Annotated in this window: 28 protein-coding genes; 16 read left to right on the forward strand and 12 right to left on the reverse strand. The window is 68.0% G+C overall.

Features of this window, described 5'->3' with window-relative positions; all coding sequences use genetic code 11:
* The first annotated feature begins 16 nt into the window (after positions 1-16).
* On the forward strand, positions 17-994 hold the full coding sequence (locus AB4059_RS10900; RefSeq protein WP_498979065.1) for an isoaspartyl peptidase/L-asparaginase family protein: 978 nt from the start codon (positions 17-19) through the stop codon (positions 992-994).
* A 10-nt stretch (positions 995-1,004) separates the two neighbouring features.
* Here the strand turns inward: AB4059_RS10900 and AB4059_RS10905 are convergent, their stop codons facing one another.
* Positions 1,005-1,502 (reverse strand): VOC family protein, encoded by a 498-nt coding sequence (locus AB4059_RS10905; protein WP_498978918.1) that lies wholly within the window; start codon positions 1,500-1,502, stop codon positions 1,005-1,007.
* Positions 1,503-1,645: 143 nt separating this feature from the next.
* On the opposite strand from AB4059_RS10905, the gene AB4059_RS10910 reads away from it, so the two are divergent.
* The 8 genes from AB4059_RS10910 to AB4059_RS10945 all read left to right on the forward strand — a co-directional run bounded on the left by AB4059_RS10910 (position 1,646) and on the right by AB4059_RS10945 (position 7,423).
* Entirely contained in the window at positions 1,646-2,026 is a 381-nt protein-coding gene (locus AB4059_RS10910) for a diacylglycerol kinase (protein WP_498978919.1), read from the forward strand.
* Between the two features lie 32 nt (positions 2,027-2,058).
* On the forward strand, positions 2,059-2,793 hold the full coding sequence (locus AB4059_RS10915; protein WP_498978920.1) for a TerC family protein: 735 nt from the start codon (positions 2,059-2,061) through the stop codon (positions 2,791-2,793).
* Positions 2,794-2,928: 135 nt separating this feature from the next.
* Positions 2,929-3,534: a LemA family protein gene (locus AB4059_RS10920; protein WP_498979066.1), complete on the forward strand. Its 606-nt coding sequence runs from the start codon at positions 2,929-2,931 to the stop codon at positions 3,532-3,534.
* A gap of 13 nt (positions 3,535-3,547) precedes the next feature.
* Complete coding sequence (locus tag AB4059_RS10925) at positions 3,548-4,444, forward strand: TPM domain-containing protein (RefSeq protein ID WP_498978921.1); 897 nt, start codon at positions 3,548-3,550, stop codon at positions 4,442-4,444.
* Positions 4,444-4,929 (forward strand): TPM domain-containing protein, encoded by a 486-nt coding sequence (locus tag AB4059_RS10930; RefSeq protein ID WP_498978922.1) that lies wholly within the window; start codon positions 4,444-4,446, stop codon positions 4,927-4,929. Before AB4059_RS10925 ends, AB4059_RS10930 begins: the two co-directional genes overlap by 1 nt.
* Positions 4,930-4,985: 56 nt before the next feature.
* A complete protein-coding gene (lgt, locus tag AB4059_RS10935) occupies positions 4,986-5,855 on the forward strand; it encodes a prolipoprotein diacylglyceryl transferase (protein WP_498979067.1) in 870 nt (289 codons plus the stop codon).
* A gap of 16 nt (positions 5,856-5,871) precedes the next feature.
* A complete protein-coding gene (thyA, locus tag AB4059_RS10940; protein WP_498978923.1) occupies positions 5,872-6,705 on the forward strand; it encodes a thymidylate synthase in 834 nt (277 codons plus the stop codon).
* Positions 6,706-6,787: 82 nt separating this feature from the next.
* On the forward strand, positions 6,788-7,423 hold the full coding sequence (locus AB4059_RS10945; protein WP_498978925.1) for a response regulator: 636 nt from the start codon (positions 6,788-6,790) through the stop codon (positions 7,421-7,423).
* Here AB4059_RS10945 and AB4059_RS10950 read toward each other — a convergent pair.
* The gene (locus AB4059_RS10950) at positions 7,402-8,154 is read right to left on the reverse strand and encodes an Hpt domain-containing response regulator (protein ID WP_498978927.1); all 753 of its coding nucleotides are present in this window, start codon (positions 8,152-8,154) and stop codon (positions 7,402-7,404) included. The two genes, AB4059_RS10945 and AB4059_RS10950, sit on opposite strands and share 22 nt — an antisense overlap.
* A gap of 112 nt (positions 8,155-8,266) precedes the next feature.
* On the opposite strand from AB4059_RS10950, the gene AB4059_RS10955 reads away from it, so the two are divergent.
* Positions 8,267-8,932: a response regulator transcription factor gene (locus tag AB4059_RS10955; RefSeq protein WP_498978929.1), complete on the forward strand. Its 666-nt coding sequence runs from the start codon at positions 8,267-8,269 to the stop codon at positions 8,930-8,932.
* Positions 8,933-9,052: 120 nt separating this feature from the next.
* Positions 9,053-9,688 carry a response regulator gene (locus tag AB4059_RS10960; protein ID WP_498978931.1) on the forward strand — a complete coding sequence of 212 codons (636 nt, stop codon included), beginning with the start codon at positions 9,053-9,055 and terminating at the stop codon, positions 9,686-9,688.
* Here the strand turns inward: AB4059_RS10960 and AB4059_RS10965 are convergent, their stop codons facing one another.
* Entirely contained in the window at positions 9,689-11,407 is a 1,719-nt protein-coding gene (locus tag AB4059_RS10965) for a PAS domain-containing sensor histidine kinase (RefSeq protein ID WP_498978933.1), read from the reverse strand.
* 178 nt (positions 11,408-11,585) lie between these two features.
* On the opposite strand from AB4059_RS10965, the gene AB4059_RS10970 reads away from it, so the two are divergent.
* The 4 genes from AB4059_RS10970 (at position 11,586) to AB4059_RS10985 (ending at position 15,720) form a co-directional block, all read left to right on the forward strand.
* On the forward strand, positions 11,586-12,329 hold the full coding sequence (locus AB4059_RS10970; protein ID WP_498978936.1) for a hypothetical protein: 744 nt from the start codon (positions 11,586-11,588) through the stop codon (positions 12,327-12,329).
* 10 nt (positions 12,330-12,339) lie between these two features.
* Positions 12,340-12,801, forward strand: coding sequence for a glycine zipper family protein (locus AB4059_RS10975; protein WP_498978937.1), 462 nt, complete (start codon positions 12,340-12,342; stop codon positions 12,799-12,801).
* Between the two features lie 116 nt (positions 12,802-12,917).
* Positions 12,918-15,197: a patatin-like phospholipase family protein gene (locus AB4059_RS10980; RefSeq protein WP_498978939.1), complete on the forward strand. Its 2,280-nt coding sequence runs from the start codon at positions 12,918-12,920 to the stop codon at positions 15,195-15,197.
* Between the two features lie 31 nt (positions 15,198-15,228).
* The gene (locus AB4059_RS10985; RefSeq protein ID WP_498978940.1) at positions 15,229-15,720 is read left to right on the forward strand and encodes a dihydrofolate reductase; all 492 of its coding nucleotides are present in this window, start codon (positions 15,229-15,231) and stop codon (positions 15,718-15,720) included.
* On the opposite strand, the gene AB4059_RS10990 is transcribed toward AB4059_RS10985, so the two are convergent.
* Genes AB4059_RS10990 through lptD form a run of 6 tightly spaced genes read right to left on the reverse strand, consistent with a single transcriptional unit; the run spans position 15,693 to position 22,550 of the window.
* A complete protein-coding gene (locus tag AB4059_RS10990; protein ID WP_498978942.1) occupies positions 15,693-16,571 on the reverse strand; it encodes a symmetrical bis(5'-nucleosyl)-tetraphosphatase in 879 nt (292 codons plus the stop codon). The genes AB4059_RS10985 and AB4059_RS10990 overlap by 28 nt on opposite strands.
* Positions 16,572-16,595: 24 nt before the next feature.
* Positions 16,596-16,979, reverse strand: coding sequence for a Co2+/Mg2+ efflux facilitator ApaG/CorD (gene apaG / locus AB4059_RS10995; RefSeq protein ID WP_498963487.1), 384 nt, complete (start codon positions 16,977-16,979; stop codon positions 16,596-16,598).
* Positions 16,980-17,010: 31 nt separating this feature from the next.
* Positions 17,011-17,805 carry a 16S rRNA (adenine(1518)-N(6)/adenine(1519)-N(6))-dimethyltransferase RsmA gene (rsmA, locus tag AB4059_RS11000; protein ID WP_498978943.1) on the reverse strand — a complete coding sequence of 265 codons (795 nt, stop codon included), beginning with the start codon at positions 17,803-17,805 and terminating at the stop codon, positions 17,011-17,013.
* Positions 17,802-18,782 carry a 4-hydroxythreonine-4-phosphate dehydrogenase PdxA gene (gene pdxA / locus AB4059_RS11005; RefSeq protein WP_498978945.1) on the reverse strand — a complete coding sequence of 327 codons (981 nt, stop codon included), beginning with the start codon at positions 18,780-18,782 and terminating at the stop codon, positions 17,802-17,804. Before pdxA ends, rsmA begins: the two co-directional genes overlap by 4 nt.
* 1 nt (position 18,783) lies before the next feature.
* Positions 18,784-20,190 carry a peptidylprolyl isomerase gene (locus AB4059_RS11010; protein ID WP_498978946.1) on the reverse strand — a complete coding sequence of 469 codons (1,407 nt, stop codon included), beginning with the start codon at positions 20,188-20,190 and terminating at the stop codon, positions 18,784-18,786.
* Positions 20,187-22,550 (reverse strand): LPS-assembly protein LptD, encoded by a 2,364-nt coding sequence (gene lptD, locus AB4059_RS11015; protein WP_498978948.1) that lies wholly within the window; start codon positions 22,548-22,550, stop codon positions 20,187-20,189. Before lptD ends, AB4059_RS11010 begins: the two co-directional genes overlap by 4 nt.
* A gap of 205 nt (positions 22,551-22,755) precedes the next feature.
* Between lptD and msrB the strand changes: the two genes are divergently transcribed.
* Complete coding sequence (gene msrB, locus AB4059_RS11020; RefSeq protein WP_498965073.1) at positions 22,756-23,187, forward strand: peptide-methionine (R)-S-oxide reductase MsrB; 432 nt, start codon at positions 22,756-22,758, stop codon at positions 23,185-23,187.
* On the opposite strand, the gene AB4059_RS11025 is transcribed toward msrB, so the two are convergent.
* Genes AB4059_RS11025 through AB4059_RS11035 form a run of 3 tightly spaced genes read right to left on the reverse strand, consistent with a single transcriptional unit; the run spans position 23,184 to position 25,282 of the window.
* On the reverse strand, positions 23,184-24,110 hold the full coding sequence (locus tag AB4059_RS11025) for a histone deacetylase family protein (protein WP_498978950.1): 927 nt from the start codon (positions 24,108-24,110) through the stop codon (positions 23,184-23,186). The two genes, msrB and AB4059_RS11025, sit on opposite strands and share 4 nt — an antisense overlap.
* Positions 24,110-24,673: a cob(I)yrinic acid a,c-diamide adenosyltransferase gene (locus tag AB4059_RS11030; RefSeq protein WP_498978951.1), complete on the reverse strand. Its 564-nt coding sequence runs from the start codon at positions 24,671-24,673 to the stop codon at positions 24,110-24,112. The genes AB4059_RS11025 and AB4059_RS11030 overlap by 1 nt, the downstream gene beginning before the upstream one ends.
* 21 nt (positions 24,674-24,694) lie before the next feature.
* Positions 24,695-25,282 (reverse strand): DUF6580 family putative transport protein, encoded by a 588-nt coding sequence (locus AB4059_RS11035; RefSeq protein ID WP_498978952.1) that lies wholly within the window; start codon positions 25,280-25,282, stop codon positions 24,695-24,697.
* Positions 25,283-25,324 lie beyond the last annotated feature (42 nt).

Here is a 25,324-nt window from a genome sequence, read left to right on the forward strand (position 1 = left end):
CTTCGCCGCCGCCGCCATGCCCTTGCACGCTGAAGAAACCGCGAAACCGAAGACCGCACTCGTCATCCACGGCGGCGCCGGCGTCATCGAGCGCGGCTCGATGACGAAGGAAGAAGAGGCGCAGGTCCGCGCCGCGCTCGACAGGGCGCTCGATGCGGGCAATGCGGTGCTCTCCAAGGGCGGCAGCGCGCTCGACGCCGTGGTCGCCACGATCCGCGTCCTCGAGGAAGACCCGCACTTCAACGCGGGCAAGGGCGCGGTGTTCAATGCCGATGGGCACCACGAACTCGATGCGTCGATCATGGAAGGGCACACGCAACGCGCGGGCGCCGTCGCCGGTGTTTCGACCGTGCGCAGCCCCATCAAACTTGCGCGCGCAGTGATGGAACACTCCCAGCACGTGATGCTCGCCGGCGCGGGCGCGGAGAAGTTCGCCGATTCGCAGCCCGACATCGAACGCGTTCCGAATTCCTGGTTCGACACCGACAATCGCCGCAAGCAGCTCGAAGAGGCGCAGGCCGCGGAGAAGGCGAACAAGCAGGCCGGCATCGATTTCCCCGGAACGCATTTCGGCACCGTCGGCGCCGTCGCGCTGGACGCACAGGGCCACATCGCCGCGGGCACGAGCACCGGCGGCATGACCAACAAGCGCTACGGCCGCGTGGGCGATTCGCCGATCATCGGCGCGGGCACCTGGGCCGACGCGCGCTGCGGCGTCTCGGGCACGGGCTGGGGCGAGTTCTACATCCGCGCCGCGGTCGCGCACGACATCTGCGCGCGCGTTGCCTACAGGGGCGATGCGCTGGCGGTCGCGGCCGAGGAAGTCGTCGACAAGATCGTGCCGGCGATGGGCGGCGACGGCGGTGCGATCGCACTCGACGCGCAAGGCAACATCGCGATGCCGTTCAACACCGCGGGCATGTATCGCGCGTGGCTCAAGCCCGACGGTTCGCGCGGCACGGCGATCTACCGCGACGAAGCGAAGAAGGACTGACGCGCCGCCCTCAGGCGATATTGGCCTGCGCGTATTGCGCCTTCGTCCATTCCTTCATGCGCGAGGCCAGGTCTTCGGGCGAGACGTCTTCCTTGTGCGTGCCCAGCGTCCATTTGTGGCCGAAGGGGTCGATCACCGTGCCCATGCGGTCGCCCCAGAACTGGTCGGCGATCGGCTTGTCGACCGACGCGCCGGCCTTCACTGCCTGGTTGAAGGCTGCGTCGCAGTCGGGCCCGTAGATGACGAAGCTCGTCGTCGCGCCGCCGCGGCGTTTGGGGCCGAGCGCGCCCATGTCGGGCCATTCGTCGCAGAGCATCAGGTTGGTGTCGCCGATGCGGATCTCGGCATGGCCGACGCGTTCGGTGCCGTCGGGGCCGGGGACGGGCAGGCGGTAGAGCTCCTTCGCGCCGAAGGCCGTGGTGTAGAAATCGATGGCCCGGGCCGCATCGTCGACGATGAGGTAGGCATTGACGGTGTGATAGCCCTCGGGAATGGGGCTGACGGCCATGGCGGCGCCTCCGGCTCGGCAAGCCGGCACCGTGCGCCGCCCAACGTTATGGGTCGGTGACCGGGACCTTTCGCGGTCGCCGTGCCCCGGCCGACGTGGCAGAATCCCGGCTTCTTGCGGTTCGCCGCGTCCGATGATCGTTCATGGCCGACCAATTCGGGCATATGCCCCGCGGTCCGGGAAGGATCCTGAAAGCCGCGACGTGGTCGATGCAGGGCCTGCGGGCGGCGTGGCTCCACGAGTCGTCGTTCCGGCTCGAGGTCTACCTCTTCGCCGTGCTCGGCCCGCTGGGCCTCTGGCTCGGCCAGTCGGGCGTCGAGCGCGCGCTGCTGGTCGGTAGCGGTTTGCTCGTGATCGGCGCGGAACTGTTGAACTCGGCCGTCGAAGCGGTGATCGAACGGTACGGCCCGGAGTTCCATGAACTGGCCGGGCGCGCGAAGGACATGGGCTCGGCGGCGGTCTTCGTGCTGATGCTCAATTTCCTGCTGGTGTGGGGCCTGATCCTGGGCGCGCGGTACTTCTGAAGACGCTGTAACCGAATACGTAGAGGATTCCGATGTTCGATTGGTTGGCCGACCCACAGGCCTGGCTCACCTTGTTCACCCTGAGTGCGATCGAGATCGTGCTCGGCATCGACAATCTCGTGTTCATTTCGATCGCGGTCAGCAAGCTGCCGCACGAAAAGCGGGAGAAGGCGCGCAAGTTCGGCATCGCGGTCGCGTGCATCACCCGCATCCTGCTGCTGCTCACCCTGGCGTGGCTCGCGGGCCTCACCGCCGACCTGTTCACGCTGTTCGGCCAGGGCATCTCGATGCGCGACCTGGTGCTGATCCTCGGCGGCGTCTTCCTCGTGGTGAAGGGCATCATGGAGATCCGCGACCTGGTCGCGGGCCAGGACGAATCGGAAGACATCCACACCAAGCCATTGGCGTCCTTCGGCATGGTGATCGCGCAGATCGCGATCATCGACATCGTCTTCTCCCTGGATTCTGTCATCGCCGCGGTCGGCATGGCCAACCACACCACGATCATGGTCGGCGCGATCCTGCTCGCGGTCGCCGTGATGCTGCTGGCCGCCACGCCCCTGGGCCACTTCATCGAACGCCACCCGACGATCAAGATGCTGGCGCTCGCCTTCATCGTGCTGGTGGGTGCCTACCTGCTGCTCGACGGCTTCGAGATGCACATCCCGAAGGGCTACCTCTACGGCGCGATGGGCTTCTCGGCGCTGGTCGAATGCCTGAACCTCTGGGCCCGGCACCGCGCCGCGCGGCGGAGCCTCGCACCCTGACGGCCCGCGCCCCGGCAGGGGCGCGGCGAAACGTCTTGATTGCCACGACACACCGCCGGTGTTCGAATGCCGCGTCCCCCACGCGGAGTCCACCCCATGCGATCGATGTCCCTGCGACCCACGTCGAACGTTTCGATGGGCCTGCGCGCCCTCCTGCTCGTCTTCGTGCTGACCCTGCTCTCGGGCTGCGGCTACAACCAGATCCAGCAGAAGGACGAGGCCACCAAGGCCGCCTGGTCGGAAGTGCTGAACCAGTACAAGCGCCGCGCCGACCTCATCCCCAACCTGGTCAACACCGTGAAGGGCTACGCGGCGCAGGAGAAGGAAGTCCTCATCCGCGTGACCGAAGCGCGCGCCAAGGTGGGCCAGATCAACGTCAATGCCGAGGACGCGGCGTCGCTGGCGGCCTTCCAGAAGGCGCAGGGCGATCTGTCCCAGGCGCTCTCGCGCCTGATGGTGGTGACCGAGAACTATCCCAACCTCAAGTCCGACCAGTCCTTCCGCGACCTGCAGGCGCAACTGGAAGGCACGGAAAACCGCATCACGGTCGCGCGCGGCCGCTACATCACCTCCGTGCAGGACTACAACACCTACATCCGCCAGTTCCCGCAGAACTTCACGGCGAAGATGTTCGGCCACAAGGAAAAGCCGAACTTCACGGTCGAAAACGAGGCCGCGATTTCCAACGCACCGAGCGTGGACTTCGGCGCCGCCGCGCCGCCGGCCGCCTCGACGCATTGACGCCATCGCGCTGATGCGCCGTTTTCTCGCCACGTGGCTGGCGTGCCTGCTGTTCGCATGCGCGCCGGCCTTCGCGCAGCAACTCGCCGCGATCCCCGCGCTCGACAAGCCGGTGATCGACACGACGGGTACGCTCGATGCCACGCAGGTCGCGGCCCTGGATGCGCAGGCGCGCGCGCTGCAACAACGCAAAGGATCGCAGTTGCAGATCCTGGTGGTGCCCACGACGCAGCCGGAAACCATCGAGCAATACACCGTGCGCGCGTTCGAACAGTTCAAGCTCGGGCGCAAGGGCGTGGACGACGGCGTGCTGATCGTCGTGGCCAAGGACGACCGCCGCGTGCGCATCGAACCGGGCTACGGGCTGGAAGGCGCGATTCCCGATGCGATCGCCAACCGCGTGATCCAGGAATACCTCGTGCCGAAATTCCGCGCCAACGACTACGGCGGCGGCCTGATCGATGCGAGCGCGGCCCTGGTGAAGCTGATCGACGGCGAGCCCTTGCCCGCGCCGATGGCCGACAACGCGCCCTCGCGCGAGGGCGGCGGCGGACACAACTTCCTGTTCGCCTTGTTCGCCGCGTTCCTCGTCGCGCAGGTGGCGCGCGGGATCTTCGGGTTCCTGCCGGCGGGTGTTCGCGGGATCGTCGGCGGCGGCGTGGCGGGCGGGATCGCCTGGCTGATCGCCGCCAGCCTGTTCGCGGGCGGCATCGGCGGGATCATCGGCTTGTTCATCGGCCTGGCAGGCAACGGACCGGGCGGCCGCTTCGCGCGCCACGGTGGTTGGGGCGGCATGGGCGGCGGCGGATTCGGTGGTGGCGGGTTCGGCGGCGGCGGGTTCGGCGGTGGTGGTGGCTGGTCGGGCGGCGGCGGCATGAGTGGGGGCGGTGGCGCCTCCGGGAGTTGGTGATGCGCTTGCTCCGTCACTTGTTCGCGCCCTCCGCCCAGGCCTGGCTGCCGGCCGACGCGATGGCACGCATCACCGCGGCCATCGATGCCAGCGAGCTCCGGCATTCGGGCGAAATCTGCTTCGCGGTCGAACCGGCGCTGCACTGGCGCCACATCCTGCGCGGCATCGATCCGCGCGAACGCGCCGAGCAGGCCTTCGCCAAGCTGCGCGTGTGGGATACCGAGGGCAACACCGGCGTCCTGCTCTACGTCCTGCTGGCCGACCACCGGCTGGAAATCGTGGCCGACCGCGGGCTGCGCGGCGTGGATCCGGCGGCCTGGCGCGCGGTCTGCACGACAATCGAATCGGGGCTGCGCTCGGACGATCCGGGCAGCGCGATCGTGCGCGGCATCGAGGCGATCTCCGGCCTGCTGGCCGAACATGCGCCGCGCATCGCCGGCCGCGAGGATCGCGACGAGCTGCCGAACAAACCGCGCTTCCTCTGACGCCCGATGTTGCACAATTGGGCGTCCCCGCCGACGGATTCGACGCCTTGCACGACTTGACGTACCTGCTCCAGGCCGATCCGATCGCCTTCGCGATCGGCCCGCTCAAGATCCACTGGTACGGCCTGATGTACCTGCTCGGTTTCGGCGTCGCCTGGTGGCTGGGCAACCGCCGCGTGCGCGCCGGGCGCCTGCCGGGCGTGGATGCGCAGGGCTTCGGCGACCTGATGTTCTACGCGATGGTCGGCGTCGTGCTCGGCGGCCGCCTCGGTTACATCCTGTTCTACGACTTCCACACCTACATCGCGCATCCGCTGCAGATGCTCAAGGTGTGGGAGGGCGGCATGAGTTTCCACGGCGGCTTGCTGGGCGTGGTCGTCGCCGTGTGGTGGTGGTCGCGCAAGCACGCGCTGCAGGTGGTAGACACGCTGGAATTCATCGCACCGCTGGTGCCGCCCGGCTTGGGCTTCGGGCGTCTGGGCAATTTCATCAACGGCGAGTTGTGGGGCAAGGAAACCGGCGCCGGTTGGGGCGTGGTGTTTCCTTCTTCGCTCGACGCGAAGTACCGCGCGCTGCCGCCCGATGCGCTGCGCGAGTTGTTCGACAGCGGTGCGCTGAATGCCTTCGCGCGCCATCCCTCGCAGCTGTACCAGGCCTTCCTCGAAGGGCTCGTGCTGTTCACCGTGTTGTGGGTGTATTCGCGCAAGCCGCGGCCGCGCTATGCGGTGGCCGGCCTGTTCGTGCTGTTGTACGGCGTGTTCCGTTTCCTCGTGGAGTTCGTGCGCGTGCCCGACGCGCAACTGCAATACCTCGCGTTCGGGTGGGTCACGATGGGCCAGGTGTTGAGCCTGCCGCTGATCGTCCTGGGCCTGGTCTGGTTGTGGATGTCGCGCCGCGCGCCGACGCTGCAACCCCGCGTCGCCTGATTCCACGGAGCGTCCCATGCGCCAGTACCTCGACCTGATGCGCGAAATCCTCGAGCACGGCACGCCCAAGGGCGATCGCACGGGCACGGGCACGCTGAGCGTGTTCGGCCGGATGATGCGGTTCGACCTGCGCGAAGGCTTCCCGCTGGTGACGACCAAGAAGCTGCACCTGAAGTCGGTGATCCACGAGCTGCTGTGGTTCCTGCAGGGCGACACCAACGTCGGATACCTGCGCGAGCGCGGCGTCACGATCTGGGACGAATGGGCGACCGAGGAGGGCAGCCTCGGCCCGCTGTACGGCGCGCAGTGGCGCAGCTGGCCCACGCGCGATGGCGGGACGATCGACCAGATCACCGCGCTGATCGACGGGATCAGGAAGAAACCCAACTCGCGCCGCCACATCGTCAGCGCCTGGAACGTCGAATATCTCCCCGACGAATCCCGCAGCCCGCAGGACAACGTCCGCGATGGCCGCATGGCGCTGGCCGCGTGCCACACCCTGTTCCAGTTCTACGTCGCCGACGGCCGCCTGTCGTGCATGTTGATGGCGCGCAGCCAGGATTTCCTGCTCGGCACGCCGTTCAACATCGCCAGCTACGCGCTGCTGGTGCACATGGTGGCGCAGCAATGCGACCTGGACGTCGGTGAATTCGTCTGGGTCGGCGGCGACGTCCACCTGTACAACAACCACCTCGAACAAGCGCGCCTGCAACTCACGCGCGAGCCCCGTCCGCTGCCGCAACTGGCGATCCTGCGGAAACCGGAATCGATCTTCGACTATGTATTCGAAGATTTCGAGATTCGCGGCTACACCCCGCACGCGGCGATCAAGGCTCCGATCGCGGTCTGAAGCGTCCTTGCCCTTAAGGGAGCCTTTGACCCGTCATCGGGCGGGCGTATGCTCGCCGGCGCCGGGGTTTCAGGGCTCGCACATGCGCATTCTGGTGGCAGACGACCATCCCATCATCTGCGTCGCACTCGGCGAAATGTTGCGCGTGGCGTTTCCATCGACGCTGCAGGGCGTCGACATCGTCGTCGACAGCGACGCGCTGCTCGCGCACCTGGCCAGCGACGTGCCGTGCGAGTTGCTCGTGCTCGACCTGTTCATGCCCGGCGCGGTCGGCAGCATCCCGCTGCTCGAACGTGTCGTCGCGCTGCGGCCCGGCCTGCGCGTGGTGACCTACACCGGCGCCAACCAGCCGATGCTGGCGCAGCAGGCCTTGTCCGCGGGCGCGCGCGCCTTCGTCTCGAAGGCGAGCGGGCCGGAAGTCGCGCTCGATGCGATCCGCGTGGTGCTCGGCGGGCAAGTGTTCGTCGACCCGCGCATCGACCTGGACGTCGCGCGCAAACATCCCTGGCATCTGCTGACGCCGGGCGAGCGCGGCGTCATCGTCGCGCTCGCGAGCGGGCACCACCTGCACGGGATCGCGCTCGACAGCGACCGCAGCTACAAGACGGTCACCGCGCACAAGTACAACGCGCTGCGTAAATTGCAGCTGGATTCCAAGACCGACCTGAAGCACTACCTCTCGCAGATCGGACTGGGTTACCTGCTCGGTTCGCACTGAAGCGCGGAGGCGGCATCCAGCTGGGCTTCGACCAGGTCGAGCGCCGCTTCCAGCGCCGACGCGCTCCACTCCTCGCATCCGGCTTCGCCGCGTGCGCACGCGGCCGCGACATCGTTCTCGCCGAGCATCAGCGCCGCGCCCCCGATGCGATGGAACATCGCGCGCAATTGCGCGAGGTTGCCGTTGCGCAAGGAAGTACGCGCCTGGCGCAGGTCCTGGTGCGAGGTGCCGACGAACAGCTCCCATTGCGCCACGTTGCGCGCACGCGCCTGCTCCGGCCCGTGCGTGCGCAACAAGGTGCCGAGCAGCGTGTCGAGCGTGGCCAGCGGAATCGGCATCGGCAGGCATGCGCGCATTCCGGTCTGCATCGACAGGGGTGTATCGAGCGCGGCGTCGTTGCTGTAGCCGACGATCGGACACGCATCGACCCCGCGCGCGATCGCCAGGTCGTTGATGCGCACCGCGAGCGAGAAGCCATCGGTGCCCGGCATGCGGCACGCGGTGAGCACGAGGTCGAATCGCGCTGCGTCGAGCAATGCGAGCGCTTGTTCCGCATCGTCCACGCACAGCGGCGCATGGCCGAGCGTGCTCAGTTGTTCGGCAACGACGAGACGATTGAGCGGATGCGCGTCGACGACGAGGATGCGATGCGGCATGCGAACTCCGGTGCTGGTCAGCGAGCCCAGCATCGTGGCGGATTTGCGTCCATGCAAGGCGGCAAAAACGTGCATCGGGGAAAACCTCAGGGAATTCGGGGAAGTTTCCCAATAGCTGTTTCCACCTAATCGCGCGTAGTTTGGAACTGTCGTCACCTCTGGGACGAATCGGCAGGGAGACAGGGCAATGAATGGGCTCGCGGATTTCGAAAAAGGCGTCAACGCGGTGGTGATGGACGAAGGTTTGGTCCATGTCGTGGACGAGGACGCATCGGTGCGCGACACCTTGCGGCGAATGTTGGAGGCCGATGGTTTCGCGGTGCGATGCCATGCCAGTGCGCGCGGCTTCCTTGCGGCGTGGCCGTCGGCGCCGGGCTGCGTGCTGCTCGACGTGCGCATGCCGGGGCCGGATGGCTTCGACCTGCAACTGGCGTTGGCGTATCGCCACGACGCGTTGCCGGTCGTCTTCATGGGGGCCTACGGCGACTTGCCGATGAGCGTGCTCGCGCTCAAGCGCGGCACCGTGCATTTCGTCGCCGAACCGATCCAGCGCGAGGCGTTGCTCGTCGCGGTCGGCAAGGCGGTCGAACGGAGCCAGGCGCAGCGGGAACTGGATTGCCGCCGCCGCGCGATGCGGGAACGTTTCCTGACGCTCACCGTGCGCGAACGAGCGGTGTTCGAACAGGTCACCGCGGGGCGCCTGAACAAGCAGATCGCAGCGGCCCTGTGCACGTGCGAGCGCACGGTGAAAGCGCATCGCGCCAACATGATGCACAAGCTGCAGGCGCATTCGGTGGCCGAGCTGGTGCGCATCGCCATCCACATCGAAGCGGACGCAGAAGTCGCCGCCTGAGTACGCGCCGTTTTCGTTTCGCCGCGGTTATGCGATGCCGCACTTGTCGGTTGTTCCGCATCCCGCGCCGCTGGCACGCTGGCTCCGCGCGCAAGATCGCGCGCGCTGCTTCCGACGGCCATGCATCGACTTGTCGTTGCCGACGACCATCCCATCGTCTTCCGCGCGGTGCGCGACGCGCTGCCGCCCGGCGGATTCCGCATCGTCGCCGAGTGCACCGATGCGGCGACGGCGTTCGCGGCGGTGCGTGCGCATACGACGGCCACGCATCCGGTCACGCTGATCCTGGACCTCGAACTCCCCGGCAGCGGCATCGCCGTGTTGCGGCGCCTGCGCGCGCAGCACGTGCCCGCACGCGTGCTGGTGCTGTCGGGCGAAGAGGAACGCGCCGGCGGCCTGCGTGCGTTGCGCGCCGGCGCCGACGGCTACGTGCCGAAGACCGATTCGCTGGCCGATCTTTCCCTGGCCATCGACCTGGTCGCGCGCGGCAAGCGCTTCTTCCGCCCCCTGGTCACGGCCGGCGCCGGACAGGGCGTGCAGGACGACGACACCTTGCTCGGCAGCCTGAGCGATCGCGAGTACGGCGTGCTGAAGGGCCTGGCCGAAGGCCGGACCAACGGCGAGATCGCCTTCGACCTGGCCCTGACGCCGAAGAGCGTCAGCGCCTGTCGCAACAAGCTGATGCGCAAGCTGGCCCTGGACAATTTGCCGGCGCTGATCGCATTCGCGCGCCTGAACCACGTGACGCACGACTAGTCATTCGACGGGCGCCACCAGCGTCGCCAGCGCCGCCGCCAGCTTGTCGACCTGGAAAGGCTTGGCCAGGTACGCATCCATGCCGGCGGCCAGGCACCGCTCGCGTTCGCCCTGCATCGCATTGGCCGTGAGCGCGAGGATCGGAAGCCGCGCGCGCTGCCCCGAGGCTTCCTGCGCGCGGACGCGTTCGACCAGGCCGTAACCATCCAGGCGTGGCATGTGGCAATCGGTGATCAGCGCGGCATAGCGTGCGGACAGCGCCGCATCGGACAACACCGCCCACGCCGCTTCGCCGTCTTCGGCCATGTCGCATTCCCAGCCGAGCTTGGCGAGTTGGCCGGCGATCACTTCGCGATTGACCGGATGATCTTCCGCCAGCAGCGCGCGCATGCCGCGCGGTGGAACGGCCGCCATGGCCTCCGACGCATTGTTTGCCGGCATGGCCGCGGCCACGAGCGGCAGGGTGACCGTGAAGCAACTGCCGGCGCCGGGCGTGCTCTCGCAGGCGACCGTGCCGCCCATCAATTCCGCCAGGCGCTTGACGATGCTCAGGCCCAGTCCCGTTCCGCCGAAGCGGCGCGTGGTGGCCGCATCGGCCTGTTCGAAGGGACGGAACAACTGCGCCATCGCTTCGGCCGTCATGCCGATGCCGGTGTCGCGCACGCGCAGTTGCAACGCGCTGCTGTCCACGCGCGCCTCGACGTCCACGCGCCCCTGCCCGGTGAACTTCACCGCGTTGCCCGCGAGGTTGAGCAGGATTTGCCGCAGCCGCACCGGATCCCCGACGACCCATGGCGGCACGTCGCCGTCGACGTGCACGCCGATGTGCACGTTGCGCGCGTTGGCCTGCGGCGCCAGCGAAGCGCACACCGCGTCGATCAGCGGGCACAGCGCCACCGGCACGTGTTCGAGTTCCAGCTTGCCGGCCTCGATCTTCGAGAAGTCCAGGATGTCGTCGAGGATGGTGAGCAGCGCGACCGACGAGGCGCGGCAACTGTCGAGCAGGCGTTGTTGCGCCGGCTGCAGCGGGGTATCGCCGAGCAGGTCGATCATGCCGAGCACGCCGTTCATCGGCGTGCGGATCTCGTGGCTCATCATCGCCAGGAAACGGCTCTTCGCCGCCGCCGCCGCGCGCGCCTGTTCGACGGCGTGCGCGAGTTGCTGCTGCACGCGCCGCTCCTCGGTGCGATCGATCGCGATGCCGACGATGCCGATCGCGCGCCCCCGCGCATCGAACACCGCTTGCTTCCGCGCGCGCACGTCGCGCAATTCGCCGTTGATGCGCATGCGCTCGTCGAAGGTGCGCGCCTGGCGGGAGGACAACAGCTGCCGGTCCTGCATGACGAAGCGGTCGTGCAGGCGCTTGCCGAACAACTCGCGGTCGTTGCGGCCGGTGATGGATTCGACCTCGCGCGCGAAGGTCGTGGCGAAGGCGCGGTTCACGCGGCGATAGCGCAGCGTGGTGTCCTTGAAGAACAGGATGTCGGGCACGGCGTCGAGGATGGATTGCAGCGTGCGTTCGTTCGCATCGTTGCGGCGGCGGCGTCGCAGGTCGAGGATGGACAGCACGGCGATCGCGCCCATGCCCAGCAGCATGAACGCGCGCTCGTGCCAGTGCTGCGAGACGAACCACAGGGCCGCGCCCATCGCGCAGATGAGCAACGGCGTGGCGAGGCCGGCGTCGAGCTGGCGGCGGAGACGATGGCGCAGGGTCGGCATGGGCCGAGCATAGGCGTGACGAATCGGGCAGGCGCCGCCAAAAGTACAAGCGCGAAATCTCGCGCTCCATTGCGCCGGATTCGGCCGCTCGTTGCCCTTTGGGCCAATGTCGCGCGTCGACCGTGTCCGAAAGAATCTTCTTCCACCAGACCCTCTCGATCAGAGCAGGAATCACGGCATGAATCGGTTGCGCTTACGTGTTGCAGGCCTCTTGCTGTGCTTGTCGCCCTTCGCCGCCAGCGCGGCGACGCCCGACGGCGGGTGGGATTGGGTCGTGGCGCCTTACGCCTGGGCGGCCAGCATCGGCACCGACGTGCGCACGAATACGCCGCCGACCGACGCCAGCACCGACACCGCCTTCCCGGATGTCGTCGACATCCTCGACGGCGTGTTCGAGGTGCGCGGCGAAGGGCAGGGCGATGCGTTCGGCGCGTTCGCCGACCTCACCTACTTCGGTCTCGCCGACGACACGCAGCGGCGTTTCCAGCGCACCGAGTCGGACCTGGACATGCGATTGATCGAAGTCGCCGGCGTGTGGAGCCCCGGGCCCGCACGCTTCACCGGCTTCGAGGCCTTCGCCGGCGCGCGCGTGATCGACCTGGATTTCACGGTGACTTTCCTGCCCGACAATCCCGCCTTCGCGCCGCATTCGATCCGCAAGGGCGAAACCTTCTACGACATGATGGTGGGCGCACGCTACACGTGGGCGTTCTCGGACCGCTGGTCGCTGACCCTGCGCGGCGATGGTTCCTTCGGCGACACCGAGGGCACCTGGAACGCGAGCGTGCTCGGCCAATATCACACCCGCCATGGCAGCTGGGCCCTGGGTTACCGCTATCTCGACGTCGACCTCGAGGATGCGGGCGACACGCTCAGCGTGACGCTCGACGGCCCCGTGATCGGTTACGCCTTCCGCTTCTGAGGAGTTCCCCATGCGCACATTGCTGACTTCCTTCGCCGTCGTGTTGTTCGCCTTCGCCGTGCTGCCCGCTTCGGCGCAGAAGCCGTCCGCGTATCCCTCCAAGGGGCAGACGGCCGAGCAGAAGACGCAGGACGATGCGGCCTGCGCGACCTGGGCCAAGCAGGACACCGGCATCGATCCCGCGGCGACGGCCGCGGCGCCCCCGCCAGCCACGGGCCCGCAGGGCGAACGCGCCCGGGGTGCCGTGCGTGGGGCCGCGGCCGGCGCAGTGATCGGCGAAGTGCACAACGGCGATTCCTCCGACGGTGCGAAGATCGGTGCGACGGCGGGCGTGGTCGCCGGCGGTCGTGCCGCGCGCCGCAACCAGGCCGCGCGCACGCAGCAATCGCAGCAGGCCCAGTCCGATGCGCACGCCAAGTACTGGAGCGCCTGGGGCGCGTGCATGGCGGGCAAGGGCTATTCGGTGAGTTGACCCCGGCCCGTCGGGGCAACGCCTGTATCGGTTCCAGTAAAAGTACGCTCGACAAGCCGACCGGGCCGGGCGATACCATCCGCCCAAACCTCGCCGAACCAGGCGGAGGAGGCCGGATGCATATGCTGCGCAAGGGATGGATCGCAGTGCTGTTGGCGTCGATGACCGCAAGCCCGGTCTTCGCGCAGCAAACGCCGGCGCAGCCGGCGGCACCGGTGGCGACCTCGGCGATGCCTGCGAAAGCTTCGTGCGGCACGCGCGGCCCGGGCGACACACGTCCGCGCATCGGCCTGGCCCTCGGCGGCGGCGGCGCGCGCGGCGTCGCGCACATCAGCATCCTCAAGGAACTCGAAGCACTGCACATCCCGGTCGACTGCATCGCCGGCACCAGCATGGGCGCGCTGGTCGGCGGGCTGTACGCCTCGGGCCGGTCGACGCAGGACATGGAGAAGCTGATCCTCTCCACGGACTGGAAACAACTGTTCGACGACAACGTCCCGCGCGAAGAACGCTCGTATCGCCGCAAGCACGACGACCGCGATGGCCTGGCCACCGTCGGCGTCGGCATCAGCGGCGGGCGCGTGCGCGTTTCGCCGGGCCTGTTGCAGGGCGAGCGCATCCTGTCGATGTTCGAACGCGAAACGCTCGGCGTGAGCGAGATCGACGACTTCGACAAACTCCCGATTCCCTTCCGCGCCGTCGGCACCGACCTCAACACCGGCCAGCCGGTCGTGCTCGGCGCGGGCAGCCTGCCGATGGCGATGCGCGCGAGCATGTCCTTGCCGGGCATTTTCCAGCCGATGCAGATCGACGGCACCGTGCTGATCGACGGCGGCGTCGCCAACCAGGTGCCCATCGATGTCGTGCGCGCAATGGGCGCCGACATCGTCATCGCAGTGGACGTGGGCACGCCGCTGGAAACGCTGAATCGCAACGCCAGCCTGTTGCAGGTCGTCTCGCAGATGAGCGGCATGCTCACCGTCGGCAACACGCAGCGCATGCTCGCCACGCTGGGCGATGGCGACGTGCTGATCGTGCCCAAGCTCGGCGCGGACGTGAAAACCGGCGACTTCGAAAAGGCGGCGCGCGCGCTGGAAATCGGCGACGCCGCGGCCGTCGCCGCGCGTCCGCAGCTTGCGCGCCTGTCGGTCGCGCCCGATGTGTACCTGGCCTGGCAGCAACACCGTCCCCTGCCGGCGAGTGCGCCCCCCGTCATCGCCTTCGTGGCGCTCGACAACGAGACGCCGTATTCCAACGAATTCCTGTTGTCGCAGCTCGACATCGACGTCGGACAACCGCTCGACACGCAGCGCATGGAAGAAAAGCTGATCCGCGTCTACAGCATGGGAACGCTGGCGAGCATCACGTACGACGTCGTGCGCGAAGACGGCAAGACGGGCTTGCGCGTGCACGCCCGCCAGAAGCCGCAGGGGCCGAACTACATCCAACTCGGTTTCACCCTGAGCAGCGATTTCAAGGGCACGTTCGAAACGGCACTGCGTGCGGCGATCCTGGTTACGCCCCTGTCCGAAAACGGCGCCGAAGGGCGCGTCACCGCGACGGTGGGCACCGAGCCGTCCCTGTCGGGCGAGTACTACCATCCCTTCGGCAAGTCGAACCGCTGGATGACCTACACGCGCGTGGGTTACTTCAATCCGAACTACCACGTTTTCGACGATGAAGGGAACGACATCGCCGAGTACGACGTGCGCACCTTCGCCGCCGATTTCCAGTTCGGCCGCGAGTTCGGCAACTACGGCGCGGCGGGCGTCGGCATCCAGCGCGGCACCGGCCACGCGAAAGTGGAAACGGGCGATCCGACGTCGCCGGATTTCGATTTCGACAGCGGCCGTGCCTACGCCTTCGTCAGCGTGGATCGCGCCGACAGCCTGTATTTCCCGCGCAAGGGCTACTGGGGGAACCTGTCGTACACGGTCGCGCGCGAAGGCCTGGGCAGCGACACCGACTACGACTCGATCGACTTCGACGTCATCGGGGCCAAGACCCTGAGCGGCCGGAACGCGATGCAGTTCGGCGCGTCATACCACGCGACCCTCAATGGCGAACTGCCGGTCCAGGATCGCTATCGCCTGGGCGGGCGCGGCAAGCTCGCGGGCTTCCGCACCAACGAACTCACGGGGCAGGACTACGCCCTGGTGTTCGTCGGCTACACGTATCAGTTGGCGGAGTTGTTCGGGCGCTCGGCGCTGGTCGGCGGAACGATCGAATACGGCAACGCCTGGGAAAAGCGTTCGGACATGGCCTGGAACGACGGCATCCTCAACGCCAGCGCGTACCTGGGGTTCGATTCGTGGTTCGGGCCGATGCTCTTCGGGTATGGCTGGCGCGAAGGCGGCGACGGCGTGTTGTTCCTCGAGATCGGCCGGACGTTCTGAGGCATGCGGTTCTGACGGCATACTCCGCCACATGATCCTTTCGCTCATCGCCGCCCTCGACGACCACCGTGCGATCGGCAAGGGCAACGCCCTGCCGTGGCACCTGCCCGCGGACCTCAAGCGCTTCAAGGCGCTCACCCTCGGCAAGCCCGTGCTGATGGGGCGCAAGACGGCCGAGTCGATCGGCCGCGCCTTGCCGGGCCGGCGCAACCTGGTGCTCACGCGCAGCGGTCGCGTGCCTTTCGACGGGATGGAAGCGGTGGCGTCGATCCAGGCCGCGATGGAAACCGCCGACGAGGTTTGCGTGATCGGCGGGGGCGAGGTGTATGCGCTCGCCTTGCCGATGGCGACGCACCTGCACCTGACGCATGTCGACACGGTGGTGGAAGGCGCCGATGCGTTCTTTCCGCCGATCGATGCGGGTGCCTGGCGCGTGGTATCGCGCGAATCGCATGCGATCGACGACAAGCACGCGCTCGCCTTCGAATTCGTCGACTACGAGCGCGCCTTGTCGTCCTTGTGATAGGGCGGACGCGCATTCGGCGGTGAGGCCGGCACGTCGCGCCCCGCGACCTGCGCCAGGCGCAGTTCGTCGGTATCCAGTTGCAAGGCGGTGAGCTTGCCGCCCCACACCGCGCCGGTATCGATCGCATGCACGCCGTGGCCGATGAACAGGCCCAGCGTCGACCAGTGGCCGCACACGATCTTCAGGTCGCGATCGGCGCGCCCCGGCACTTCGTACCACGGGTACAGGCCCGGCTGCTGCGTGCCCGGCGCGCCTTTTTCCTCGAACGCGATGCGCCCGCGCGGCGAGCAATAGCGCAGGCGCGTGAACACGTTGATGATCGCGCGATCGCGCTCCATGCCGGTCAGGCGCGGCGACCACGCGGGGCGATCGCCGTACATGTTCTTGAGCAGTTTGCGGAAATCGTTGCCGCGCAGTTTCTGCTCGATTTCGGCGGCGTGCTTCTGCGCCAGTTGCGTCGTCCACTTGGGCGCAAGGCCGGCGTGCACCATCATCCAACCGAGTTGACGATCGGCATGCACCAGCGGCTGCAGGCGCAGCCAGTCGAGCAGCTCGCGCGCATCGTCGGCGAACAACACGCGCTGCAGGTCGGCGTTGACCTTGCGCTGTTCGTCCGGGCGTCGCTCACCGATGGCGAGCAGCGACAGATCGTGGTTGCCGAGCACCACCACGCTCTGCGCGCGCAGCGAATGCACAAGACGCAGCGTTTCCAGCGATTGCCCGCCGCGGTTGACCAGGTCGCCGCAGAACCACAGGCGATCGGCCGCCGGATCGAACTTGATGCGCTCGAGCAGGCGTTGCAGCGGGTCGTAGCAGCCCTGCAGGTCGCCGATGGCCCAGGTTGTCATTGGCGTCGCATCCGTGCGCCCGCGTCAGTGCAGCGTACGCGGCGTGGTGAGCGTGAAGGCGGGGATGGGCGCCGCGAAGCGCGTCCCGTCGTCGGCGAGCATGTCGTAGCTTCCACGCATCGTGCCCAGGCTGGTTTCCAGCACCGCGCCGGAGGTGTATTCGAAATCTTCGCCGGGGCGCAGCCAGGGTTGTTCGCCCACGACGCCTTCGCCCGTCACTTCCTCGATCTTGCCGTTCGCGTCGGTGATCACCCAATGACGACCGAGCAGACGCGCGGGCACCTTGCCGCGATTGCGGATGTGGATGGTGTACGCGAAAACGAAGCGGCCTTCGTCGGGAGCGGATTCCTCGTCGAGGAATCGGGTGGCGACATCGATGTCGAAGGCGTAATCGGTGGTGCTCGTCATGCCGACAGTTTAGCCCGAGCGGTGCTGAATGCTAGGCGGCAGTCAGGTTCGCCAGGCGGATGAAGCCGGGCACGTTCACCTGTTCGGCGCGTGCATCCGGGCGCAGGCCCGCCGCTTCGATCATGGCCGTATCGGCCACGCCGTTGAGTGCGTTGCGGAGTGTCTTGCGGCGTTGGCCGAAAGCAGCGCGCACCACGTGTTCGAAGCGCTTGCGATCGCGCACCGCGATCTCTTCACGCGGCAGCGGCACCATGCGCACGACGGCGGAGTCCACCTTCGGCGGCGGTTTGAACGCGCCCGGCGGCACCTTGAACAGCGGCGTGACGCGGCAGTAAGCCTGCAGCATCACGCTGAGGCGGCCGTAGACCTTGCTGCCGGGTCCGGCGGCCATGCGGTCGACCACTTCCTTCTGCAGCATGAAATGCATGTCGCGGATGACCGGGGCGTGGTCGAGCGCGTGGAAGAGGATCGGCGAAGAGAGGTTGTAGGGCAGGTTGCCGACCAAACGGATCCGGGATTCGCCCGCGAGCGCCGTGAAATCCACCGTGAGCACGTCGCCCTGCACGATGGTCAGTTCGCCATGCGGCTTCGCCGCTTCGGCCAGCGGTGCGATCAGGTCGCGGTCGAATTCGATCACGGTCAGCGTGCCGTGGCGATCGAGCAGCGGGAAGGTGATCGCGCCCTGGCCCGGGCCGATTTCGACGAGGCGATCGCCGGGCTTGGGATCCACGGCCTGCACGATCTTCGAAATGATCCCTTTCTCATGCAGGAAGTGCTGCCCGAGGTGTTTCTTCGCTTCGCGCTGGAAGGTCGGCTTCTCGCTCATGCCCGTGCCTTCGCACGCGCCAGGCGTGCGCAGGTTTCGACCGCGGCCAGCAGGCTCGAGGGGTCGGCCACGCCGCGCCCCGCAAGTTCCAGCGCCGTGCCGTGATCGACGGCGACGCGCGGATACGGCAGGCCGAGGGTGAGGTTGACGGCGTTTTCGAAGCCACTGAATTTCAGCACCGGCAATCCCTGGTCGTGGTACATCGCCAGCACGGCGTCGCACTCGCGCAGCCTGGCGGGAAGAAAGGCGGTATCGGCGGGCAGCGGGCCGTCGAGCACCATGCCCTGCGCGCGCAAGGCGTGCAGGACCGGCGCGATCGTGTCGATTTCTTCGCGGCCCAGGTGCCCGTCTTCGCCCGCGTGCGGATTCAGGCCGAGCACGGCGATGCGTGGATGTTCGATGCCGAAGTCGCGGCGCAGCGCGCGGTGCAGCGTGCGCAGCGTGCGTTCCAGGCCATCGCGCGAGATCGCGTCGGAGACCGCACGCAGCGGCAGGTGCGTGGTGGCGAGCGCGACACGCACCGTGTCGTTCGCCAACATCATCACCACGTCGCAGCCGGCTTGCTGCGCGAGCAGTTCGGTCGTGCCGGTGTAGGGAATGCCGCCGGCGTTGATCGTGGCCTTGTGCACCGGCCCGGTGACCAGGCCGTCGAGGCTGCCGTCCAGGCAATGCTGCGCGCCCAGGTGCAGCGCTTGGATCACGGCACGCGCGTTGCGCGGATCGGGCTGGCCGAAGGCGGCGGGCGCCTTGTTGGGAACGGGATGGACGACGATGTCGCCGGCGTGTTCTGCGTGCGCGCCCGGGGCGAGCACGCGCAGCGGGAGATCGAGTGCATCGGCGGCCGCCTGCAAGGCGGCCGGATCTGCGAAGACCGCGAGCGTGCAATCCGTCCGCGGCTCCTGCGCGACGCGCACGCAGAGCTCGGGGCCGATGCCGGCCGGTTCGCCCGGCACCAGCGCCAGCCGCGGCAGCGCCACGTCAGCCGCCGTTGGCGGGCGGGATCGCCGGCGTGGTCGGGGCGGGCGTCGCTTCGACCGGAGCCGCAGCGGGCGCAGCGCCGGCCGCCGGCTGCTCGCCGGTTGCCGTCGGGGACAGGCGCAGTTCGACGAAGGCTTCGCCGCGCATTTCGCGGAGGAAGCGGTTGTATTCGTCCTCGAGCTTGCGGCGGCCGATCGCTTCGCGCATCTGCGCACGCTGGCTCTTGTTGTTCGTGCCCTGGCGCGTGCCGATGCGCTGCACGATGTGGTAACCGGCATCGGTGCGGAACGGCTTGGACACGCCGCCATCCTCGAGCGCCGCGAGCTGGCTGCCGAACGTCGGGCCATAGCGATCAGCCGCGAACCAGCCCAGGTCGCCGCCTTCGGCCTTGGTCAGCGCGTCTTCGGAATCGCTCTTGGCGAGCGCTTGGAAGTCCGCGCCGCCGGCCAGGCGCGCGGCGAGCGTTTCGATCTTCTGGCGTGCGGCCGATTCGGGATGCTTGTCGTCGATCATCGCGAGGATGTGGCGCGCATGGAATTCGGTGACCGGCTCGGCCGCGGCGGCCGCGTCGCGCTGCTCGACCAGCTTCACCAACTGGAAGCCGCTCGGGCCGCGGATCGGGCCGATGACCTGGCCGGCCTGCATCGTGCGGATGACGTTGGCGAAGGTCGGCGGGATTTCATCCAGCCCGCGCCAGCCCAGGTCGCCGCCTTCCAGCGCGTTGGGCGCATCGGAATAGCGCACCGAGGCCGCCGCGAAATCCATCTCGCCCTTGTCGATGAGCGCCTTGATGCCTTCGATCTTCTTCTGCCCCGTCGCAATCTGCTCGGCGGTCGCGCCATCGGGGATGGCCACGAGCAGGTTGGCGAGGTGGTACTGCTGGTTGTTGGCCTGCGCGGCGACGGCGGCGTCGACTTCGGCTTCGCTGACCGACACGCGGCCCTGCGCGAAGCTCTGGCGCAGCTGCTGGATCATGATTTCGTCGCGGACCGAGCGGCGGAACTCCTCCCACGTCTGCCCCTGCGTCACTTGCGCGCGCAGCTGGTCGACGGTGAGGCTGTTGCCTTCGGCGATGCGGCCCAGCGCGGCGTCGACGTCCTGGTCGCTCACCTTCATGCCCGAATCCAGCGCGCGCTTGGTCTGCAGCTTGTTGAGGATCAGGCGCTCGAGGACCTGGCGCTCCAGCACATCCTGCGGCGGCAGCTGGTCGGGGTGGTCGGCGTACTGGTTCTTGATGTTGGCCACCGCGTGGTCCAGCTCGCTGCGCAGCACGACGTCTTCCTCGACGATCGCGACCGGGCGGTCGATGGGCACCAGCGATTGCGCGTAGGCAAGAGGCGCCAGCGCGAGGGCGACGGCGAAGACACCGGCCAGACGGCGGCCGGCGGAACGGAACGATAGGGTCATGGCGTGGGATCCGGGTCCTCAGGGGGCTGGCCCACGGCGGTTTCCGGCGGGACCAGGTACAGATCGCCGCGATTGTAGCCAAGGATGGCCCGGCGCAGCGTTTTACGTGTGTCCTGACCGGCCGAACCGAGGCCTTTCAGTTCGATCTCCAGCAGGATGCCCCGGCTGAGATCGCCTTCGCGATTGTGCACGTAGCGGCGCCCCACCAACCGAACGGCGATGCAACAGCTGTCCCACTGCACGCCGAGGATCTGTTCCAGCGGCTTGTGGTCGGCGATGGAGTAGTAATGGCGCCCGACCACGCTCCAGGTGGGGTTGATCGGGTAGAGGAAGGAGAAGTCGGCCTGTTCGGAGACGTCGCGGCGGAAGCGGTAGGACAGGTTGACGATGCCGTCGTCGGGCAGCATGTAGCGGCCGCGGACGCTCAACAGGTCCTTCTGGCGCTCCTTCGGGTTCCATTGGTACGACGCGCCGAGGTTCCAGCGGTCGCTCGGCGCCCAGCCCACGTCGGCCACCCACGCCGAGCGGCCCTTCTCGATCGGCAGCTCGCGCGGCAGCACGACGCGCGAGTCGTCGAAATACTTGATCTGGCCCAGGCTGGCCGACAAGCGCTCCTTGCCGTCGGACTCGCGCAGCAAGCGTGTGGTGAGCGCCAGGGTGAGCTGGTTCGCGTCGGCCTGGCGGTCGGCGCCGGAGTAACGGTTGTCGCGGAACAACTGGCCCCAGCTGAAGGTGAGCGCGCCGGTGTCGAAGACCGGCAGGTCGTCCTGGTTGCGGTAGGGCGCGTTCAAGTAGAACAGGCGCGGCTCGAGGGTCTGCAGGTAGGACTTGCCGTCCAGGGTGGTCGCGCGGTCGAAGTACAGGCCCGCGTCGACGCTGCCGATCGGCACGCTGCGCGTCGGCGATTGCGCCACGCGCGTGGCGCGCGCGTAGTCCTCGTCGACCTGGTAGGCCGTGTAGCGCCACGCGAGCGTGGGCTTGAAGAACCAGGCCGCGCCTTCCAGCGGCAGCGAGATGTAGGGCTTGATGTCCAGGCGCGAGCCGCCGCCCGAACCGAATTGGCGCGGCACGCCCGGCCGGGCCGGCTGCGAGATGAAGGCCGCATCCTTTTCGAAGCGCACGGCCTCGGCGTCGACGCCGATGTCGAAGATCGTGTCGCGCCACTGGTAGGACGCGTAGGCGCGCGGCAGGCGATCGAAGGGCAGGCTGGATTCGCTCAGCGTGTAGTCGGCGAGCTGGTAGGTGTCGGCCATCAGGCCGGCGGTCCAGTTGCGGCCGCGGCCGTACAGGCCGACGTCGCTGTGCGCGTTGTATGCGGCGATGCCCTGGATCGAGTTGTTGAAATCCTCGAAATAGCGCGGATCGCTGATGTGCATGATGTTGACGCGCGTCTGCCAGTTCCGCGACAGGTTGCGGTAGCCGTTGGCCGCGAAATACCCGCGGGAACCGAAGCCCGGCTCGTCTTCGCGCAGCTTGTCGTTGGGCATGTAGGCGCCGGAGATCGTCGCCATGCCGTCTTCGTGCAGGTAGCGGAACTCGGCGCCGAGCATCGACCCGCGCGCGGTCATGATCCGCGGGTACAACGTCATGTCGTAGTTGGGCGCCAGGTTGATGTAGATCGGCTGCTTGTAGTCCAGGCCGTTGCGGTCGGAGTTGGCCAGCGACGGGAACAACAGGCCGGTGCGGCGGCGATCGTCGATCGGGAACATGAACCACGGCACGTACAGCACCGGCACCTTGCCCACGTGCAGGATCGCGTTGTGCGCGGTGGCGAAGCCCTCGGCCGAATCCACGTCGATGCGCTTGGCGCGCAGTTCCCAGTGGCGGTCGCGGGGGTCGCAGGTCGAATACGTGGAGTCGTGCAGGACGGCCTGCTGTCCGTGCAGGTCGATCTCCGAGGACTCGCCGTTGCCGCGGCGCGAGACCAACTGGTACTTCAGGTCCTCGATCTTGTGTTCGTCGGTGGCCTGGTTGCCTTCGGCGCGCTGCGCGGTGAGGCGCATCGCGGTGTCCTGGTAGCGGATGTTGCCTTCGGCGATGTAGCGCTCGGTGTCGGTGTCGTACTTCAGGCGGTCGGCGCCGAGGAACTGGTCGCCGCGGCGCAACGCGACGTTGCCTTCGAACTGGGGCGCGACCGTGGTGCCCGAGAGCGTGTCGCCCTCCACCCGGGTCGGCGCCGTGGCGCGCGTGCCGATGTTGATGCCGGTGGCGGGCACGTCGTCGAACGGCGCGATCGCATCGCGCACGGGGCAAAGCGAAAAATCGAGCGGCATGTCCTCCATCGACTGGGCCCGGGCCTGCGCGGTGAGCGAAAGGCCGATGCACAGGGCGAGGGTGGACGGACGGAGGCTGGAGCGCACGGACATCCCGGTCGTTGCGTTGAGTCGGCGGGCAGGATGACGCATGGCCCCGGAACGGGCAATGCACGCATCCATTCGCGCCATCGGCGCGTATCTCTCCGGGCAGGCAGGAAAAGCCTCCGCACCGTTTCACTTCCCCTGAACACCCCGCGACCGCGCAGACGCCAAACTCTGCGCGGCCGCCCCCTTGCGAGGAGCCCATAAGATGGACAAGACCGCCCGGCCGACCAATGCGCAGACCCGGAGCGACGCGCAGTGGCGCGAGCAACTCACGCCGGAGCAGTACGCCGTGTGCCGCTGTTCGGGCACCGAACGCGCCTTCACCGGCAAGTACTGGGACCACAAGGCCGACGGCGTCTACACGTGCGTGGCCTGCGGCACCCCGTTGTTCCTGTCCGACGCCAAGTACGACTCGGGCAGTGGCTGGCCCAGCTACTTCGAACCGGTCTCGCCCAGCGCGGTGACCGAGCATGTCGACGAAGGACACGGCATGCGTCGCGTCGAAGTGCGCTGCGCGAGCTGCGATTCGCACCTGGGCCACGTCTTCCCCGACGGCCCGAAGCCGACCGGCCTGCGCTACTGCATCAATTCGGCCGCGCTGGACTTCCACCCCGTCGCCGAAGTGGGCGGCGGCTAGGCCGCAGGCTGCAGGCCCGACAGCGCCGCCACGTGCGCGACGCTGCATTCGGCGAGCGCCTGCAGGTCGTATCCCCCCTCGAGCAACGACACCACCCGGCCGCCCGCGTGGCGGCCGGCGATGGCCGTCAGCTGCCCGGTGAGCCAGGCGTAATCGTCGGCCTGCAATTGCAGTTGCGCGAGCGGGTCGCGCCAGTGGGCATCGAAGCCCGCGGAGACGATCAGCAGTTGCGGCCGGAAATCCTCCAGCGCTGGCAACAGGCGCTCGCGCCATGCCGCGCGGAAGCCTTCGCCGCCCGAACCGGGGGGCAGCGGCGCGTTGAAGATGTTCCCGTCGCCGCGTTCTTCGAGGTAGCCCGTGTCCGGGTACAGCGGCGACTGATGCGAACTCAGGTAAAGCACGCGCGGGTCGTGTTCGAAGATCGCCTGCGTGCCGTTGCCGTGGTGCACGTCGAAATCGATGATCGCCACGCGCTCCAGCTTGCCGTGTTCGATGGCGTGCGCGGCGGCCACCGCGGCGCTGTTGAACAGACAGAAGCCCATGGCCACGTCGCCCGTCGCGTGGTGGCCGGGCGGACGGACGGCGCAAAACGCGCGCGTGGCGTCACCGTGCAACACCGCATCGGTCGCGGCGATGGCGGCGCCGGCCGCGCGCAACGCAGCTTCGGCCGACGCGGGCGAGAGCACGGTGTCGGCATCCAGGTGCACGCGCGCCTTGGGTTGCGTATCGAGCACGGTGGCAACCAATTCCGGCGTGTGCACGCGCAGCAACTGGCCGCGCGTGGCGCGCGGCGCTTCGTGCCACTCCAGCGCGGGGAACGCGGCGTGCAGCGCATCGAGCACGGCGCGCAGGCGTTCGGGGCGTTCGGCGTGGCCCGGGCCGGTGTCGTGCGCCAGGCACGCCGGGTGGGTCCAGGCCTGCATCACTTGCGGCGCTCGTGTTTCCACAGCACTTCGCCGTGCCCCGAGTCGCGCGCCAATACGCGCGCGAGCACGAACAGCAGGTCGGACAGGCGATTGAGGTAACGGATCGCTTCGCCACGCACGGCGTCGTGGCGCGCGAGCGTGACGGTTTCGCGCTCGGCGCGGCGCACGATGGTGCGCGCGAGATGGCAACGCGCCGCGGCCTCGCCGCCGCCGGGCAGGATGAAATCCTTCAGCGGCGGAAGCGGATCGTTGAAGGCATCCAGGTGCTGTTCGAGCGCATCGATGTCGCTTTCCTGGATCGCCGCATGCCCCGGGATGCACAGCTCGCCGCCGAGGTCGAACAACTGGTGCTGCACGGTCGTCAGCAGTGCGACGATGGCCTCGCCCTGCGGCGCCGGCATGGGCGCGGCGAGCAGCAGGCCGATCGCGGAGTTGGCTTCATCGACGGTGCCGTAGGCCGCCACGCGCGCCGAATCCTTCGCAACGCGCGTGCCGTCGCCGAGACCGGTCGTACCGTCGTCGCCGGTCTTGGTGTAGATCTTGCTGAGGCGATTGCCCATCGACGCGTGTCGGCTGGGCGATCAGACCGTCTGCGCGCGCAGCGCCGGCACGTGGCGGCGCAACAGCGCGAACCCGCCGAACAGCAGCGCCGAGTAGAACAACGTGCCGAGCACGGTCCACTGGAAGAAGGGCAGCGCCTGCACGTAGCAGGGGACGATCCCCGTCGTGCACGCCGGGTAGCCGGGCACCATCTGCGCGGTGAGCCACACGCCGAAGTTGCTCACCAGGAAGAACAGCACCGAGCCGGCCAGCGAATAGCCCAGCACGCGCGCGCCGCTCACTTTGCCGCGCAAGCCGAAGCCCATCAGCGTGGTCAGCGCGATGCACGCGTAGACGATCCAGAAGCTCGGCGTGGAGAAATACTCGGCATACGAGCCGCCCATCCGCTGCGCGAGCACCAGGTCGGACACGAACATGCCCGCCAGCGGCACCAGCAGCGCCCACTTGCGCGCGGCGAAGTAGGCACCGCCGAACAGGGCGATGGCCTCGACCGGCGAGAAGTTCGGCGGATGCGGCAAAAGGCGCGTCAGCGCGGCGATCAGGATCAGGCCGGCCAGGGCGATGGGACCGGGCGCGATGGCGGCGGAAGACGAAGGCTCGCGATTCATGCGTTGACGGGCGATGGAGCGGATGGACCGTTAGCATACCCC

Origin of the sequence: Lysobacter sp. 2RAF19, assembly GCF_052115395.1 — a bacterium.
Lineage (GTDB): Bacteria > Pseudomonadota > Gammaproteobacteria > Xanthomonadales > Xanthomonadaceae > Noviluteimonas.